A 15,933-nucleotide genomic window follows, 5' to 3' on the forward strand; every position below is an offset into this window, starting at 1 on the left:
CTGTGATTCCTTCAAGATGCTCACCTCCTTAACATGCAGCTAGACCCGCAGATCATGCATGTTATTGCATCCGGCTCAGAAAATTGCTTAGGTCCTTCGACAAAATTTCCAAAATCCGGATCACTCGGGCATATTCCATCCGTGTAGGTCCCAAAATGCCGATCGTACCAACCGCTTCGCCTTCGACTTGATAGGTTGCCGTGATGAGGCTGCAGTTGGCAAAGGCTTCATGCCCGTTTTCGGTGCCGATTCGCACTTGAATGCCAGACCCGGATGCGGAAGAGATCATTTTCGTCAAGGTTGGGGTCTCTTCCAGTACATCCAGAATCCCTTTGACCTTCTCGACATCGCGGAATTCCGGCTGTGTCAGCATGTTCGTCGCCCCGCTCAGGAAGAGGCGTTGCCCCTCTGTGCCCGGGTCAAGCGCTTGATCCAGCACCTTCATCAGATCTTCAAAATGCTCAATATGCCGTTGCATCTCTTGAGCAATCTCGTTATACAAGGCAGTCTTGAGCTTATAGATCGGCACCCCAGCAAGTTTGCGGTTCAACAGGTTGACCACCCGCTCCATTTCGGATACGGATACGTCCGGCGGAATCGCGACGGTCTTGTTCTCCACTTGTCCTGTATTCGTCACGACGATCGCCACCGCCTTCGTTTCGTTTAACGGCAATAGCTGGAAGTGACGCAAAGACGTATGAAAAACTTCCGGCCCCAGCAGGATGGAAGTGTAATTGGTCATTTGGGATAGAATGGTCCCAGCATGTTGAATCACTTGTTCAGTTTCGTTTAGCTTTTCTGCGAAGAATGCTTTTAACGTCGTTACTTCTTCATTCGATAGTAAGTTCAACGGCGTCAGGTGATCCACATAGTAGCGGTAGCCTTTATGAGAAGGAATCCGCCCCGCCGACGTATGCGGCTGCTCCAAAAAACCGAGCTCTTCCAAGTCGGCCATTTCGTTCCGGATCGTTGCCGGACTGTACCCGACATCGCCCCGTTTCGAAATGCTTCGGGATCCCACAGGCTCCGCCGAGCGAATATAGTCATCAACAATAGCGGTCAATATCATTCTTTGGCGTTCCGTCAACATGGCAATCCCTCCCGGATAAACTCGATTTTTCCGAATCGTTAGCACTCAATGTCATAGAGTGCTAATCACTAATACAAAAATACCAAACCGACCTGACGATTGTCAAGTCAGTCCAGTATCTTGAGAACGGCGATTTCATCGCAGCAATGCTGCTTTGCACAATTGACGCAGTCGGTCCATACTTTCTCCGGAAAGATCTCTTTATTCACGACTGTAAAGCCATTTTTAATAAAAAAGGAAACCTCATAGGTGAGCGCCATCACTTTGGGGATCGCTTGTCTCCGGGCCTCTTCCACCAGTTGCTCGACCAGCATGGAACCAAGCCCCTTCCCCTTGTGGCCTTCGGCGATCCCAAGGGAACGGATTTCAACCAGTTCCTCCCCCAGCTTGCACAGCGAACCGCAGCCGACGACCTCGCCATCCACTTCCGCCACGACGAAATCCTGGATCTGACGCTCCAACACCGCCCGTGAACGCGGCAGCATAATGCCTCGCCGGGCATACCCTTCAATGATGTTATATAATGGCTCGACATCCGCTAAATTCGCCTGTCTGCACACGGCTACCGCTGGCATGCTGATTCCCCCTCGATCACAAATAATATGAATAAATATACATTATACGGTATAAAACTTCAAGAGAAATGTTTCATGGCCATGTCATTTTTCCAAGTATATTCAGCGACATGTAAAAAAGCAGCTTTGCTACTTCATTAAAGAAGCGCAAGCTGCTTGTTGGATAAGTCACTAATCCGTTAAGACGCCGATAAATTCGGCAAACACTTCGTTTCCGAACAACACGCCTTGCTTGCTGAGCCGATAGCCTTCACCGTCGCTATGAGGCTCCAACAGGCCGGCGCTTAACATCTTCGTAAGCTGCCGGGCAAATACATCGTCCAGCTCTTCGCCAAATTGTCTCCGGAAATCCGCCTTACGGATGCCGTCCAGCATCCGAAGTCCAACCATAACGAAGTCCTCCATCGCCTCTTCCCGGGACACGCCAAATTGCTCCAAGCGAGGCAATCCTGTCTTCGCCGCTTCCACATAAGGGTTCACGCCCTTAATGTTCACGTGACGCGTGCGGCCGACATACCCGTGGGCGCCGGCGCCCAAACCGTAATAATCCTCGTTCTTCCAGTACGTGATGTTGTGCCGGCTGGCGAAGCCGGGTTTGGCAAAATTGCTGATCTCGTATTGCTTGTAACCGGCTTGTTCCATTCGCTCCATTAACAGCAGGTACATGTTCAGTTCCTCCTCTTCGCTTGGAAGCGGGAGCTGATTTTTGTGGTACAACGTATGGAACAACGTGTTCTCCTCAACCTTCAGGCTGTAAATCGAATAATGCGGCAGCCCAAGCTCCAATGCCCGTGAGACGCTGTAGTCCAGCATCTCAACCGTTTGGTTGGGCAGACCAAACATCAAATCGATGGACAGATTATCTAGCCCAACAGCTCTAGCATTCTCCAAGCTCCGGTAGACATCATCGGTGTTATGGATCCGGCCAATGCCGCTCAGAAGCTCATTCTGGAATGCCTGCACGCCAAAGCTGACCCGGTTGACGCCGCCGTCTTTCATGACGGTCAACTTGTCGCGGTCCGTCGTGCCCGGGTTCGCTTCCATCGTAAATTCGATATCGCTGGCCCAATACGGGAAATGACGTCTGACTGATGCCAGGAAAAACTCCATCTCCTGCGGAGTCAGCACGGTAGGCGTCCCGCCGCCCACAAATATGCTGCGGATTTCGCCCGGCGGAGTTTGCTGGACCGTCAGCTCCATCTCCCGATCCAAGGCGCGCAGATAGTCCATCACCGGCTGATCTTTTAATACGTAGGAGTTGAAATCACAATAGAAGCACTTGTTGGTGCAAAACGGGATATGAATATATACCGCATGCGGTGCGCCGGATGGTCCGGATGATGTCACGCCGCTTGCCGCAGGGTTTTGGATCGGCATTCCCTGCCCCGGATGCTTCATCGTTTGGTCCATGGTCATGCCCTCCTCCAAGTTTCTCTTAAATAATAGTAGAAAGGAAAGCCTGACGGCTTTCCTTCGTCAACCAACCTGCTTCTTAATTGTCGTCGATCTTCAGCACCGCCATGAACGCTTCCTGCGGCACCTCGACGCTGCCGACCTGCTTCATCCGCTTCTTGCCTTCCTTTTGCTTCTCCAGCAATTTCCGCTTCCGCGAGATGTCGCCGCCGTAACACTTGGCAAGGACGTTCTTGCGCATCGCCTTTACGGTTTCACGGGCGATGACCTTCGTTCCGATCGAAGCCTGAATCGGTACCTCGAACATTTGGCGCGGAATCAGCTCGCGCAACTTCTCGCAGATGATCCGACCGCGGTGATATGCGCGATCGCGGTGCACGATAAAGGACAAGGCGTCCACCTGCTCGCCGTTCAGCAGGATATCCATCTTCACGAGATTGGATCTGCGGTAGCCGGACAGCTCGTAATCAAACGAAGCATAGCCTTTGGTGCTCGATTTTAACTGATCAAAGAAGTCGTATACAATCTCCGACAACGGAACCTGGTACGTAATCGTCACGCGCGTCGTGTCGAGGTATTCCATATTGACGAACTCGCCGCGTTTGCTTTGGCACAGCTCCATCACGGTTCCGACATAATCGTTGGGCACAATGATCGACGCTTTGACGTAAGGCTCCTCGACATAGTCGATTTTGCCGACCTCCGGATAGTTCGACGGGTTGTCGATGGAAATCGTCTCGCCGTTCGTCAGCGTTACTTTGTAGATAACGCTTGGTGCTGTCGTAATCAGCGGAATGTTAAATTCCCGTTCAATCCGCTCCTGGATCACGTCCATGTGCAGCAGTCCCAAGAAACCGCAGCGGAAGCCGAAGCCCAGCGCGCTTGAAGTTTCAGGTTCGAAGCTCAGCGAAGCGTCGTTCAGCTGCAGCTTCTCCAGCGCTTCACGCAGGTCGTTGTAATCCGACGTTTCGATCGGGTACAAGCCGCAGTACACCATCGGGTTGATCTTCCGGTAACCCGGCAGCGGCTCTGGTGTCGGATTCTTCGCGTCCGTCACCGTATCCCCGACACGGGTATCGCCAACCGTCTTGATCCCGGCGACGATAAAGCCAACATCGCCGACGTTAAGCTCGTCCACAATCGTCATCCGCGGTTTGAACGCGCCGACTTCGATGACCTCAAAGGTTTTGTCCGTCGCCATCATTTTGATTTTCGAACCGGCTTTGATCTTGCCGTCAATGACGCGCACATAAACGATAACGCCTTTGTAAGGGTCATAGTGGGAGTCGAAGATCAGCGCCTTCAGCGGTTTATCCGGATCTCCCGTCGGTGCCGGCACCTTCTGAACGACCTGTTCCAAAATCTCCTTAATCCCGATTCCGGCCTTGGCGGAAGCATGCACCGCTTCGCTGGCATCCAGGCCGATGACATCTTCAATCTCCTGCTTTACCCGGTCAGGATCTGCGCTCGGCAAGTCGATTTTGTTGATGACCGGCAAAATCTCCAGGTTGTTATCCAGCGCCAGATAAACGTTGGCCAACGTCTGCGCCTCAATCCCCTGGGCTGCGTCCACGACCAGCAATGCGCCTTCGCAAGCCGCCAAGCTGCGGGAAACCTCATAGGTGAAGTCGACGTGCCCTGGAGTATCGATGAGGTTCAGCACATACTCCTCGCCGTCGTCAGCACGGTAGTTCAGGCGGACCGCCTGAAGCTTGATCGTAATTCCGCGCTCCCGTTCCAAGTCCATCTGATCAAGAACCTGATCCTGCATTTCCCGGGAGGTCAGCGCCCCGGTATACTCCAGAATCCGGTCGGCCAAAGTCGATTTGCCATGGTCTATATGTGCAATAATACAGAAATTGCGAATTTTCGCTTGTCTAGCCCTAATATCTGTCATCCTTACCCCCACCACAAATCATCGAAGTAATGCAATCAATTTATTATAGCAGTTGAAGGGGCAAGCAGCAATCACGGCCAGCGATTTTCCGTTTACAGCTTCAACCTCTCCAGAAGAACCCGGTCGCCTCCGTCCCGCTACATTCTACCGATTTCTGCGTCATCGCCAACTTCCTCATGCGTCGCCTTGACATAATCCACGATTTCCTGAACCGTCGTATAGGCGATCCCAACATAGGTATCTGCAGCGCCGTAGTAAATGGCGATACGGCCTGTGGCAGCATCGGTCAAAGCGGCGCAAGGGAACACGACGTTCGGGACGAAGCCGCGCTCCTCATACCATTCCTCCGGCGTTAATACATACGTGCTGGAGCGATATTTCACGCGGGACGGTTCCTCTCGGTCAAGAATGACCGCACCCATGCTGTAAACAAGGCCATTGCACGTCCCGGTGACGCCATGGTAGAACATCAGCCAACCCTCGGTCGTTTCGATTGGAGCGGGACCGCCGCCGATTTTCACCGACTGCCACCAGCCTTGCCCGCCCTTGGTCATCACATGGCGATGTTTGCCCCAATAGACGAAATCCGGGCTTTCGCTAAGGAAGATGTCGCCAAACGGAGTATGCCCGCTGTCGCTGGGACGGGACAACATCACGAAGTTGCCTCCGATTTTCTTCGGGAACAACACGCCGTTGCGGTTAAATGGTAAGAACGGATTCTCCAAACGGACAAACGTCTTAAAGTCTTGGGTTTTGGCCACCCCAATCGAAGCGCCGTAGAAGTCCGTGCACCAAATAATATAGTAGGTATCCTCCACCTTCACCAACCGGGGATCATAGGCATATTGAGGTTGGAACGGCTTCCCTTCCTCATCCACAAAAGGAATACGCTCCTCGTCGATCTTCCATTCATAGCCGTCTTCGCTCCAGCCTGTATGCAGGTGAGGACGGCCGTTAATCGTTTCGGCGCGAAACACGCCAACAAAGCGGCCATCGTAAGGAACAACTGCGCTGTTGAAGATGCGCGCGATGCCTTTGGCCGGATTCCTCTTCACGACCGGATTGTCATTATGTCTCCATACGGGTCCTGCCGCATGCTCCGGTTTGTCTTGCCAAGGAATGTTCGGCAGGTTCTCTCCAATGATTTTCACTGTGCTCATGAGGTTACCCCTTCCAAATCAACTCAAATAAGTGCGTTTATTTAACGGAGCCTTGGGCAAATCCGTTATAGATGTATTTCTGCAGCGCCACAAAAGCAATCAGGATCGGCACAATCGTTATCATGATCCCGGCGCAGATCACTTCCCATTGCGAACCGTAAGGGCCTTTAAACTTAAACAGCGCGGTCGAGATCACCTGCAGGTCCTCGCTTGGCATATACAGGAACGGCGTGTAGAAATCGTTATAGATATTCACGCCTTTGACGATAATGACCGTCACGATGGCTGGGGCGAGCAGCGGCAAAATAATGCGCCAGTAAATCGTGAAATAGGACGCGCCGTCCAGCATCGCGGATTCGTCCAGCGATTCGGAAATCGAATCGAGGAATTGCATGAAAATATACACGGCGATAATGTCAGTGCCTAAGTAAAGCAAAATCGGAGCAAATCGTGTATCCACCAAGTGGAAGAAGTTGATGATTCGGAATGTCGCCACCTGGGTCGTCACGCTTGGGATCAAGGTCGCCAGCAAGAAGGCCCCCATCAACAGCTTGTTGCCGCGAAATTTGAAGCGGTTTAGGACATAAGCGATCATGGAGCCGATCAAGGTCGCGCCAAGAATTGAGATGACTACGATAATGACGGTGTTGCCGAAGCCAAGCAGCATTTTTCCATTAATAAAAGCCTTGGAGTAGTTGGCGAAATTCAGCCAGTTCTCCGGCGGCGTCAAGGGGCTGGTCGAACCGTATTCCTTGTTCGTTTTAAAGGAAGCGAACAGCACCACCACGATCGGAACGAGCGCGGCGAAAGCGCCCAGCAGCAAGCTGACATATTTAATGAAGGCCGCGGCTACGTATTTCAGTCTATACATGGCTTACTTCTCCTCCTTGATCAACAAGCGCTGCAGCAAGGTGACAATGATCACGATAAACAGCAGGACAACCGCCATGGCGGAGGCAAGGCCAAGCTTGTTATATTTAAACGCGGTGGTCACCGTTTGGATGACAAACGTATTACTTCCGTTGGAGCCGCCGGTCATAATGTACGGAATATCGAAGGCGCTGATTGCACCGCTGATGGCGAGGATCAGGTTGAGCTGCACAATTTTCATGATGCTGGGAATGATGATATGGCGGAACTGATGCCAACGGTTGGCCCCGTCGATCTCGGCCGCTTCGTAAATATCGGAACCAATCGACGAAATCGCGCCCAGGAAAATGATGAAGTTAAAGCCCATGTATCTCCACACGGATGCGCCCGCCAGCGAAATATTAATGATGTTCGGGTTCTTCAACCATCCCTGCGTGTAAGCGCCAAGCCCCACCGATTGCATCAAGGTATCCAGCGTACCGTCCGGACGGAAGAAGAACAGGAAGATAAACCCGATCGCTACCCCGTTTAAGAGGTAAGGAAAGAACAGGACGCCTTTAAAGAAGTTTTTGAATCGCACCTTAAAGCTAAGTATCGTTGCAAAATAAAGAGCAATTGCCATTTGAACAAAGGTCGCGCAAAAATAATACAAGCTGACCTTAAAGACGGTGAAATATTTGGAGTCGGTAAAGATCGTCTTGTAGTTCTCAAACCCTACGTAATCATAATGCTTGCTGTAGCCGTTCCAGTTGGTGAAGCTGTATTTGAACATATTAAAAACCGGCAAGTAGGCGAAAGTGAACAACAAGGCGACCGGGATCAGCGAGAAGGCGAAAATGATCACTTTCCGCTGGGTTTTGTAGCTTAAATTTTTGAACACCACTCACACCTCCAAAAATCCTGCAAAATGCCTATCTCTGTCTCTCCTTGGCTAAAATCACAAGGGAAACGCGCATCCGGCACGTTCCCCCTGCAACTTTGTCCTCCCCTGTGACCGGTGTTATTTCACGAATTTGGCGCGGGATTTCACCCAAGCGTCGTTGAGATCCTTCATGATGTCGTCATAGGATTCGTTCAGGTTACCGATCGCGGCTTCCATGATCCGTTTCTTGAATTCCGGCTGCCACAAGCCGATTTCCGCGTCTTTGTCGATTTTGTCCACCAGGCCCTCTTGCCCCGGTTTTGCAGGAGTCTGCAGTTCGAACTTCACGTCAGTTCCTTCGAATTGCTTCAGCGATTCCGGAAGAGGAGCGCCGACCACCGGGCTCATGCCGCCGGCTTGTTCCGTGGGATATCCGGATTTGTTGATGAACCAGTCCACCCAAGCTCTTGCCGCCTCTTTGTGCTTGCTGTGCTTGCTGATGCCCAGCGTATAGTCGTCTGCAAGCGGCATAATGATTTCCTTAGCATTCGTTGGGAAAGGCATGTAAGCGATGTCATCCGGATTCTCAGCTAAGCCTTGAACCTGCCCGATCGCCCAGGAGCCCAGCACCATCGCACCGATTTTGCCATTGGCCATGTCGGCTTTGGAAGCTTCCCAGTTCGTCGTTGTCGGGTCATCTTCAATCAAACCTTGTTTGGCGGTGTCGTACATCACCTTGTACAGTTCATAGTGCGGCTGTCCAGGAACGAAGTTGTCATCGGTGTTCGGCTGGATCACATTGACATAGTCGACGTCGCCGGCAACGGTAGTTAATACAGCTTCCCATTGCGTCAAAGGCCAGCTGTCTGCATAGTTGCTGTACAGAGGAATCGCGTCGCCTTTTTCTTTGATTTTGTGCAAAGCGGCCAAAAACTCGTCCGGTGTTCTCGGCGTCGTCGTTACGCCGGCGTCGTTAAATACTTTCTTGTTGTAGAGGATCCCGGAAAAGTTAACAGCGATCGGAATCCCGTAAACTTTGCCATCAACGGTTCTTTCCTCCAGGCCGATATACTGCTTGCTCATCTCTTCCAACGTACCCAGCGGTTCAAAAAACTCCGGCGTATCCGCCAGCGGAATGCTGGTTGGCAGCAACAGAACATCACCGTAATCGTCAGAGTTCATCCGCACTGTGATTTGTCCTTCATAATCGGAAAGCGCTTGGAAGTTTACTTTCACGTTCGGGTATTCCTTATTAAATTCGGCGGCATAATCCTTGAATACGGTGTCGACGATGTCTGTTCGTTGCGTAATGACGGTAATCTCTCCCGAGATGTCCCTTCCCGCCGTCTGTTCCGTGCCGGAGTTCGCGGTTCCGGCATTTCCGGCTGCATTGTTCTGTGCCGCGTTATTACGGTTGTTCCCTCCACAGCCAGCCAACAGAGTCAAAACAAGCATCAAGGCCAGCAAACCGATGAAAGCTTTGTTCTTTTTCACATCCGTTTCCCCTTTCAATTTATAAATTAAGTTATCGATAAACTAACTAAGATTCTATAATGTATACGCTTACTAGTCAATGGATAAATCCATTTATTTTCGGTTAATAAAGTAATATATTAAGTTATCACTTATGAATGATAAGTTTAATTTTTAGCTCATCTTCCTATTTACCAACAGAATCGGTATACTGGATTTTAGATCGATTGGCTCTGGATGATAGATTGAACGGGATGGTGAATATAAGTTCATGAAACGCAACATAACGATGAAAGATATCGCCGACAAGCTGGGCGTCAGCAGCGTTACGGTATCCAAAGCGCTGAATGACAAGGAAGGCGTCAGCGACAGCCTGAAGCTGAAGATCAAGAAGGTGGCCAGTGAGATGGGCTACCGCTTTAACTCGGCGGCCAAATCGATCAAGGACGGGCTTTCTTATAATATTGGCGTGATGATTCCGCAGCGTTTTACGGGTCTTAGAGAGTCCTTCTATTTGCAGGTTTATCAGCAGATCGCCATTCAGTTGGACCACTATGGCTATTTCGGAATCTTAAATATCTTAAGCAGCGAAGATGAGGAACAGCTCAATTTCCCGCGGGTATACAGTGAAAATAAGGTGGATGGCATCATCATTTTGGGGCAGGTCAGCAAGAAGTACATCGAAACGGTGCAAAATATGGAGCTGCCGAAGCTGTTTCTCGACTTTTATGACGAGCATGCCGCGATCGATTCAATCGTTACCGATAACTTTTACGGCGCTTACGAGATCACGAACTATCTGATCCGATGCGGCCACCGCGAGATCGCTTATGTTGGCAACGTCTATTCCACCAGCAGTATCCAAGACCGCTTCCTGGGTTACTACAAATCGCTGCTGGAGCACGGGTTGAAGTTTAACGAGCGTTATCTGATCAATGACCGTGATGAACACGGTACCTATATCGATATCGAGCTTCCGGAGCAAATGCCTACCGCGTTCGTCTGCAACTGCGACCAAGTCGCCTATCTTTTGGGCGAGCGCCTCACCAGCATGGGTTACCGTATCCCGGATGACTGTTCGATTGTCGGGTTCGACAACGACGTATACGCCACGCTGGCAAATCCGCCGCTAACTACGGTTGAGGTGGATATTGAGCAGATGGCCCGATCCGCCGTCAAGGCGATTATGGATAAAGTGTCCAACCCCCATCGCCGCATCGGCCGCATGCTGGTGCAAGGCAAGATCATCTACCGGGATTCCGTTAAGAACCTTAATACCGAACCCGCCGAGTAATCGGCGGTTTTTTGCTTCTTTAGGACAACTTCACGCTAACAAATTCAAAATAAAAAAGGTTGAATCCACCGTTTAGCCGTTATATAGTTATGTCATAATTAGTATTTTGTTATCTTAATTTATATAACAAATAATAACAAATTTTAAATTTTCGAGATCGTGGGGTGAAATGCAAGTATGCAATCGCTCGAACCTTATATTGCCGGAATGACTTGGGGGTTTATGGGCGTCAGGGGGACCTGGGGCAACGAGACCGCAGCTCATTCCATGGAAATGATGGCGAAGGTGACCCGCAGTAACTGGACGGCCATTGCTTTTGCCGCACTGCAAGCAACAGCCTTCTCCACGGATATCCCCTTCTGGGAGGCGCCGACGGTGACCGACGAGGAAGTCCGATGGGCCATTCGTAAGGCGCATTCGCTGGGGTTGAAGGTATGTCTGAAGCCGATCGTGAACTGCGCGGACGGAACTTGGCGAGCGCACATTAATTTTTTTGATCGAGACGTCCCTTGTGAACCAAAATGGTCTGACTGGTTTGCCTCGTATCGCGCATATCTCCTTCATTTCGCGCAAATCGCCGAGGAAACCGGGTGCGAGATGTTCTGTATCGGCTGCGAAATGGTGCAAACCGACCGGCGGGAAGCGGAATGGCGCGCTTTGATCGCCGACATTCGCCAGGTTTACCACGGACCGCTGACGTATAACTGCGACAAATATCAAGAGGACAATGTGATGTGGTGGGATGCCCTGGATGTGATCAGTTCCAGCGGCTACTACCCGATCGGAGATTGGGATCGTCAGCTGGATCGAATTGAAAGCGTTGTCCGGAGATACGGTAAGCCGTTTTTGTTTATGGAAGCCGGCTGCCCGAGCCGCACCGGGTCGGCGAACGTCCCAAATGACTGGACGCTGCAGGGTGCAGTGAATGAGGCAGAACAGGCGGAATATTACCGCACGATGCTGGAGAAATGCGGAGAACGCGATTGGGTCCGCGGCTTGATGCTGTGGGATTGGCCGGCGCGGCTGTACGATCGGAGCCAGGCTGCAACAAATGATGGTTACTGCATTTATGGCAAGGAAGCGGAGACGGTCGTAGCTGAAGCTTATGCCGCCAAGCTGAACGCGATCGAGCGATAAGGAGGTTTTTTACGTGGAAACCCATGATTGGAAGGTACAGCTGCAGCAGGAGCTGCAAGGCAACATTCTCCCGTTTTGGATCGAACATACAATCGATTGGCAGCATGGCGGCTTTGTCGGATACATCGATGAGCAGCTCAACAAGCACCCCGAGGCCGATAAAGGGCTGGTGCTGCACGCCCGCATTCTATGGACCTTCGCTTCGGCCTATCGTCGATTTCCCGATCCCAAATACCTGGAAATCGCCGAGCGGGCTTATGATTACCTGAAGACGCATTTTGTGGACCCTCAGTACGGCGGTTTCTATTGGATGGTGGATGTCCAAGGACGGCCGGTTCAAGACAAAAAGCAGGTCTACGGGCAAGCGTTTGTCATTTACGCTTTGACTGAATATTATCGCGCAACCTCCAGCGAAGAGGCATTGGAGCAAGCGGTCAACCTCTACCGCCTGCTGGAGCAGCACAGCTATGATCCGGTTCATAAAGGCTATGTTGAGGCTCAGTCCCGCGACTGGAAACCCACCGGGGATTTAAGTCTCAGCAACAAGGATCTAAACGAAAAGAAATCGATGAATACGCACCTGCACGTGCTGGAGGCGTACACCAATTTGTACCGGGTATGGAAATCCTCTGAGCTGCGGGGCAGCTTGTCCGAGCTGATCGAAGTGACGCTAGAGCAAATCATCGATCCGAAAACTGCCCACTTCCTGCTGTTCTTCGATGACGGCTGGCAGGTCAGAGGACATCATGTCTCGTATGGCCATGATATCGAGGGCAGCTGGCTGCTCGTCGAGGCAGCCGAGGTGCTGGGTGAGCCCGCTCTGCTGCAGCGCGTGAAGGAAACCGCCTTAAAGATGGCCGAGGCTGTGTATGCGGAAGGCGTTGACCGGGACGGCGGGATATGGAACGAAGCCGATCCAAACGGCCTGACTGACAATAACAAAGACTGGTGGCCGCAGGCGGAAGCGATGGTTGGTTTCTACAATGCGTACCAACTGACCGGAGACCCCAAGTACCGGGCGGCTGCAGCAAATTCCTGGAGCTTTATTCAAACGTATCTGGTGGATCGTAAACACGGCGAATGGTTCTGGGGCGTGGATCGAGGCGGCGCACCGTTGCCGGGCGAACCAAAGGTCAGCCCTTGGAAATGCCCTTATCATAACAGCCGCGCGTGTCTGGAAATGCTGGAGCGTCTGGAACGCGAGAAGTAATTTGATGGATCGGAGGAATTGAGAATGAGCCTATTTGACGAAAGAAAACAGCAGCTGACCGAACGTTACGAACAGCTGATTGCGCGCCGCAACGAGAAAATGCCCTATGGCAACGGGGTGTACGACCGCTACCGCTATCCGGTCTTGACGGCGGAGCATGCGCCGCTCATTTGGAGATACGATTTCAATCCGGCGACGAATCCGTATTTCTCTGAACGCCTTGGCGTCAACGGCGTGTTTAATCCAGGAGCCATCGAGTTGAATGGAAAATTTTATCTGATCGCCCGCGTTGAAGGCGTAGACCGCAAATCGTTCTTCGCTGTAGCCGAGAGCGATAACGGCATCGACGGCTTCCGTTTCTGGGATAAGCCGGTGGTTATGCCCGAAACCGAAGATCCGGACGTCAACGTCTACGACATGCGGGTCGTGCGGCATGAAGACGGCTGGATTTACGGGCTGTTCTGTACGGAGCGGAAAGACCCCCATGCGCCGCGGGGAGATCTGTCGAGCGCCGTAGCCCAGTGCGGCATCGCCCGCACGAAGGATCTCGTCACTTGGGAGCGGTTAGCCGACCTGAAAACGAAATCTCCGCAGCAGCGCAATGTGGTGCTGCACCCCGAGTTCGTAGACGGGAAATACGCGTTCTACACCCGTCCGCAGGACGGCTTCATCGACGCCGGCTCCGGCGGCGGCATCGGCTGGGGGTTGTCTGATTCGATCGAGCAGGCGGTCATCGACGAGGAAATCATCGTTGACGACCGCAAGTACCATACGATCAAAGAGGTCAAGAACGGCCAAGGTCCCGCCCCGATCAAAACGGATAAAGGTTGGCTGCACATCGCCCATGGCGTGCGGGGAACGGCGGCCGGGCTCCGCTACGTGCTGTACGCCTTCCTCTCCGACTTGCAGGAGCCGCAGCGGGTGACGCATCGGCCGGGCGGCCATCTGATCGCACCGGAAGGCGAGGAGCGTGTCGGCGATGTGTCCAACGTCGTGTTCTGTAACGGCGTCATCGCCCGCGACAACGGCGACGTCTTCATCTATTACGCTTCCTCTGATACGCGCATCCACGTCGCCACAACGACGGTCGACCGGCTGCTGGACTACGTGCTGAACACGCCGGAGGATCCGCTGCGCTCCTATGCCTGCGTACAGCAACGAATCGATTTGATCGAGCGGAATATCCAATTTCTGAACAAGTAAAACAAGCGAGCTGCTAGGAGTTCATCTCTTGGCAGCTCGTTTGTTTGAGTTGACTTCTTTACTCGGCCTTTCGATGCGGCTCGGCGGTGGAATCCCGGTATACCGTCTCGACGGAGATCATGATTTTCTCCCGCGGCGCGTCCGGTTGGGCCAGTCGTTCCAGCAGCTTCCTCACCGCCCGCTGGCCAAGGTTCTCCTTCGGCACGTTAATGGTGGTAATGGCCGGAGTGTACCGGGCCGCATCGTCGATATTGTCAAACCCGCTGACCGTGATATCCCCGGGCACGTGAAGGCCAATCTCACTCAGGACGGAGCAGGCATGCATCGCGATGGAGTCGTTCGCACACACAAGCGCGGTCGGGAGCGTCCCTTCCGCTTTCTGCCCCTCCAGCCATCCGCGCAGCACGTCGCCGTAAGCCCCGGTGTCGACACCTTCCAGCTCCAGCATCGGATCCTCCAGGGACTGCGGTGTCAAGCCGTTCTCCTCCAAGGCGCTGCGGAAACCAATCCAGCGGTCCCGAAAGCTGCGGGAAAACGTTAAATTGCCTAAGAAATGCAGCTTCCGATGCCCCAGGCCGATCAGGTGATTGGTCAAACGGGCCATCCCATCAACGTTGTTAGCGAAGACCGTGTCGCTTGGAATCAGCGGGTCCTCATGATCGACCAGCACGATCGGCAGCCCGATCCGGTGTACCTCCAGCAGGAATGGGGTGGCGATCTGCCCCACCCCGATCATCCCCAGAATCCCGTCAGGATTCAGGATGCTCATGAAGTTGTCACCGCGAGGTTCGGATACGATAATCATCCCCAGCTCCTGCGCCTCCAGCTCCCGGGAGATGCCTTCCAGCAGTCTACCCCAATACAGCGATTCCTTGTTCTGAAACCGGATATTTGGCATCAGCACCAGCACTGACTGCTTGCCGGCCGGTGCCGGCAGCGCGGTTCCCGTAGGGATGACGTTCTTCACATAACCGTTCTTCTGATTAAAATACCCAAGCTGGGAGGCAGCTTGAATGACCCGCTCCCGGGTCTGCTCGCTGACCCCTCCCTTGCCGGACAAAGCTTTGGATACAACGAATTTCGAGACGCCTAGATGGTCGGCGATTTGCTGCATCGTAATTTTTTTCAAGGACTCTAACCTCCGAAATAACGTATAACGAACGGGTTCATAACAATATAACAACAGTATAACAAACTCGCCATTCGTTATAAATCGTTATTTCATTCGCCTGGACCAAACCAGGAGGCAACCCAATGAATGCTCTTCTGCGACGCCTGCTGCAATAGGTGAGCCGCTTTGTCGGCAAATCGGTCGATGGCCGGCGGCGAGGGCGGCGGCATCAGCAGGTCAGCTGGCGTCTGCAGCGCCTGACCGCCCCCCGTCGTGTTTGGCACATCGGTCCCGGATGGGGAGGTTCCGTAGCCGGGAACCTGGGTATAACCGCCTGTCGTTCCTTGCGGCGCGGCATTGCCTTGACCGGTTGTCCAAATGGGGGGGGATCCGGCGGTCCAACCGTTGTTGTTCTGCTGCAATTGCTGCTGTAATTGCTGTTGCGATTGTTGCGGCTGCTGCGATTGCGGATAGGGATAGATCATGGATTGTCCGTTCATGCCTGCAGTCGTCCCTCCGGTTTGAAATCCGGGGCCGAGGATCGAGCTGGTTCCGCTTTCGGCAAGCTGCATCCCCAGCGTCACCCCAGTCGCCAGCAATAAACCGTATACCAATGTTTTTCGCAGCATTTTAGCCAT

14 protein-coding genes are annotated in these 15,933 nt (G+C 52.7%); 4 read left to right on the top strand and 10 right to left on the bottom strand.

All coding sequences use genetic code 11. From position 1 onward, the window contains the following. Nucleotides 1-61: 61 nt before the first annotated feature. The 8 genes from hrcA to U9M73_RS10010 form a co-directional block, all read right to left on the bottom strand. Entirely contained in the window at nt 62-1,090 is a 1,029-nt protein-coding gene (gene hrcA, locus U9M73_RS09975; protein WP_009224122.1) for a heat-inducible transcriptional repressor HrcA, read from the bottom strand. Nucleotides 1,091-1,197: 107 nt separating this feature from the next. Further along, complete coding sequence (locus U9M73_RS09980) at nt 1,198-1,665, bottom strand: N-acetyltransferase (protein ID WP_009224123.1); 468 nt, start codon at nt 1,663-1,665, stop codon at nt 1,198-1,200. 171 nt (nt 1,666-1,836) lie between these two features. Next, nucleotides 1,837-3,042 carry a radical SAM family heme chaperone HemW gene (hemW, locus tag U9M73_RS09985; RefSeq protein ID WP_260070479.1) on the bottom strand — a complete coding sequence of 402 codons (1,206 nt, stop codon included), beginning with the start codon at nt 3,040-3,042 and terminating at the stop codon, nt 1,837-1,839. A 115-nt stretch (nt 3,043-3,157) separates the two neighbouring features. Beyond that, entirely contained in the window at nt 3,158-4,975 is a 1,818-nt protein-coding gene (gene lepA / locus U9M73_RS09990; RefSeq protein WP_009224125.1) for a translation elongation factor 4, read from the bottom strand. Between the two features lie 137 nt (nt 4,976-5,112). After that, complete coding sequence (locus tag U9M73_RS09995; protein WP_028539687.1) at nt 5,113-6,135, bottom strand: glycoside hydrolase family 130 protein; 1,023 nt, start codon at nt 6,133-6,135, stop codon at nt 5,113-5,115. 37 nt (nt 6,136-6,172) lie between these two features. Next, entirely contained in the window at nt 6,173-7,006 is an 834-nt protein-coding gene (locus U9M73_RS10000) for a carbohydrate ABC transporter permease (RefSeq protein ID WP_009224132.1), read from the bottom strand. 3 nt (nt 7,007-7,009) lie between these two features. After that, nucleotides 7,010-7,885 (bottom strand): carbohydrate ABC transporter permease, encoded by an 876-nt coding sequence (locus U9M73_RS10005; RefSeq protein ID WP_028539688.1) that lies wholly within the window; start codon nt 7,883-7,885, stop codon nt 7,010-7,012. A gap of 120 nt (nt 7,886-8,005) precedes the next feature. After that, entirely contained in the window at nt 8,006-9,361 is a 1,356-nt protein-coding gene (locus tag U9M73_RS10010) for an ABC transporter substrate-binding protein (protein ID WP_028539689.1), read from the bottom strand. Between the two features lie 250 nt (nt 9,362-9,611). Here U9M73_RS10010 and U9M73_RS10015 point away from each other — a divergent pair, with 250 nt between their 5' ends. The 4 genes from U9M73_RS10015 to U9M73_RS10030 all read left to right on the top strand — a co-directional run bounded on the left by U9M73_RS10015 (nt 9,612) and on the right by U9M73_RS10030 (nt 14,184). After that, nucleotides 9,612-10,634: a substrate-binding domain-containing protein gene (locus tag U9M73_RS10015; RefSeq protein WP_036700814.1), complete on the top strand. Its 1,023-nt coding sequence runs from the start codon at nt 9,612-9,614 to the stop codon at nt 10,632-10,634. Between the two features lie 177 nt (nt 10,635-10,811). After that, complete coding sequence (locus tag U9M73_RS10020) at nt 10,812-11,771, top strand: glycoside hydrolase family 113 (protein WP_028539691.1); 960 nt, start codon at nt 10,812-10,814, stop codon at nt 11,769-11,771. A gap of 13 nt (nt 11,772-11,784) precedes the next feature. Further along, nucleotides 11,785-12,981, top strand: a complete 1,197-nt coding sequence (locus U9M73_RS10025; protein ID WP_323077159.1) for an AGE family epimerase/isomerase — start codon at nt 11,785-11,787, stop codon at nt 12,979-12,981. 24 nt (nt 12,982-13,005) lie between these two features. After that, nucleotides 13,006-14,184, top strand: coding sequence for a glycoside hydrolase family 130 protein (locus U9M73_RS10030; protein WP_028539693.1), 1,179 nt, complete (start codon nt 13,006-13,008; stop codon nt 14,182-14,184). A 58-nt stretch (nt 14,185-14,242) separates the two neighbouring features. Here U9M73_RS10030 and U9M73_RS10035 read toward each other — a convergent pair whose 3' ends face one another. Further along, nucleotides 14,243-15,313 (bottom strand): LacI family DNA-binding transcriptional regulator, encoded by a 1,071-nt coding sequence (locus U9M73_RS10035; RefSeq protein WP_009224139.1) that lies wholly within the window; start codon nt 15,311-15,313, stop codon nt 14,243-14,245. 92 nt (nt 15,314-15,405) lie between these two features. Continuing rightward, nucleotides 15,406-15,933 carry a hypothetical protein gene (locus U9M73_RS10040; RefSeq protein WP_028539695.1) on the bottom strand — a complete coding sequence of 176 codons (528 nt, stop codon included), beginning with the start codon at nt 15,931-15,933 and terminating at the stop codon, nt 15,406-15,408.

Source organism: Paenibacillus phoenicis, from assembly GCF_034718895.1.
GTDB classification, from domain to species: domain Bacteria; phylum Bacillota; class Bacilli; order Paenibacillales; family Paenibacillaceae; genus Fontibacillus; species Fontibacillus phoenicis.

Coding starts and splice junctions, on each gene's coding strand:
- hrcA (WP_009224122.1), bottom strand. CDS start 1,090: ATGTTGACGGAACGCCAAAGAATGATATTGACCGCTATTGTTGATGAC.
- U9M73_RS09980 (WP_009224123.1), bottom strand. CDS start 1,665: ATGCCAGCGGTAGCCGTGTGCAGACAGGCGAATTTAGCGGATGTCGAG.
- hemW (WP_260070479.1), bottom strand. CDS start 3,042: ATGCCGATCCAAAACCCTGCGGCAAGCGGCGTGACATCATCCGGACCA.
- lepA (WP_009224125.1), bottom strand. CDS start 4,975: ATGACAGATATTAGGGCTAGACAAGCGAAAATTCGCAATTTCTGTATT.
- U9M73_RS09995 (WP_028539687.1), bottom strand. CDS start 6,135: ATGAGCACAGTGAAAATCATTGGAGAGAACCTGCCGAACATTCCTTGG.
- U9M73_RS10000 (WP_009224132.1), bottom strand. CDS start 7,006: ATGTATAGACTGAAATACGTAGCCGCGGCCTTCATTAAATATGTCAGC.
- U9M73_RS10015 (WP_036700814.1), top strand. CDS start 9,612: ATGAAACGCAACATAACGATGAAAGATATCGCCGACAAGCTGGGCGTC.
- U9M73_RS10020 (WP_028539691.1), top strand. CDS start 10,812: ATGCAATCGCTCGAACCTTATATTGCCGGAATGACTTGGGGGTTTATG.
- U9M73_RS10030 (WP_028539693.1), top strand. CDS start 13,006: ATGAGCCTATTTGACGAAAGAAAACAGCAGCTGACCGAACGTTACGAA.
- U9M73_RS10040 (WP_028539695.1), bottom strand. CDS start 15,933: ATGGCTAAAATGCTGCGAAAAACATTGGTATACGGTTTATTGCTGGCG.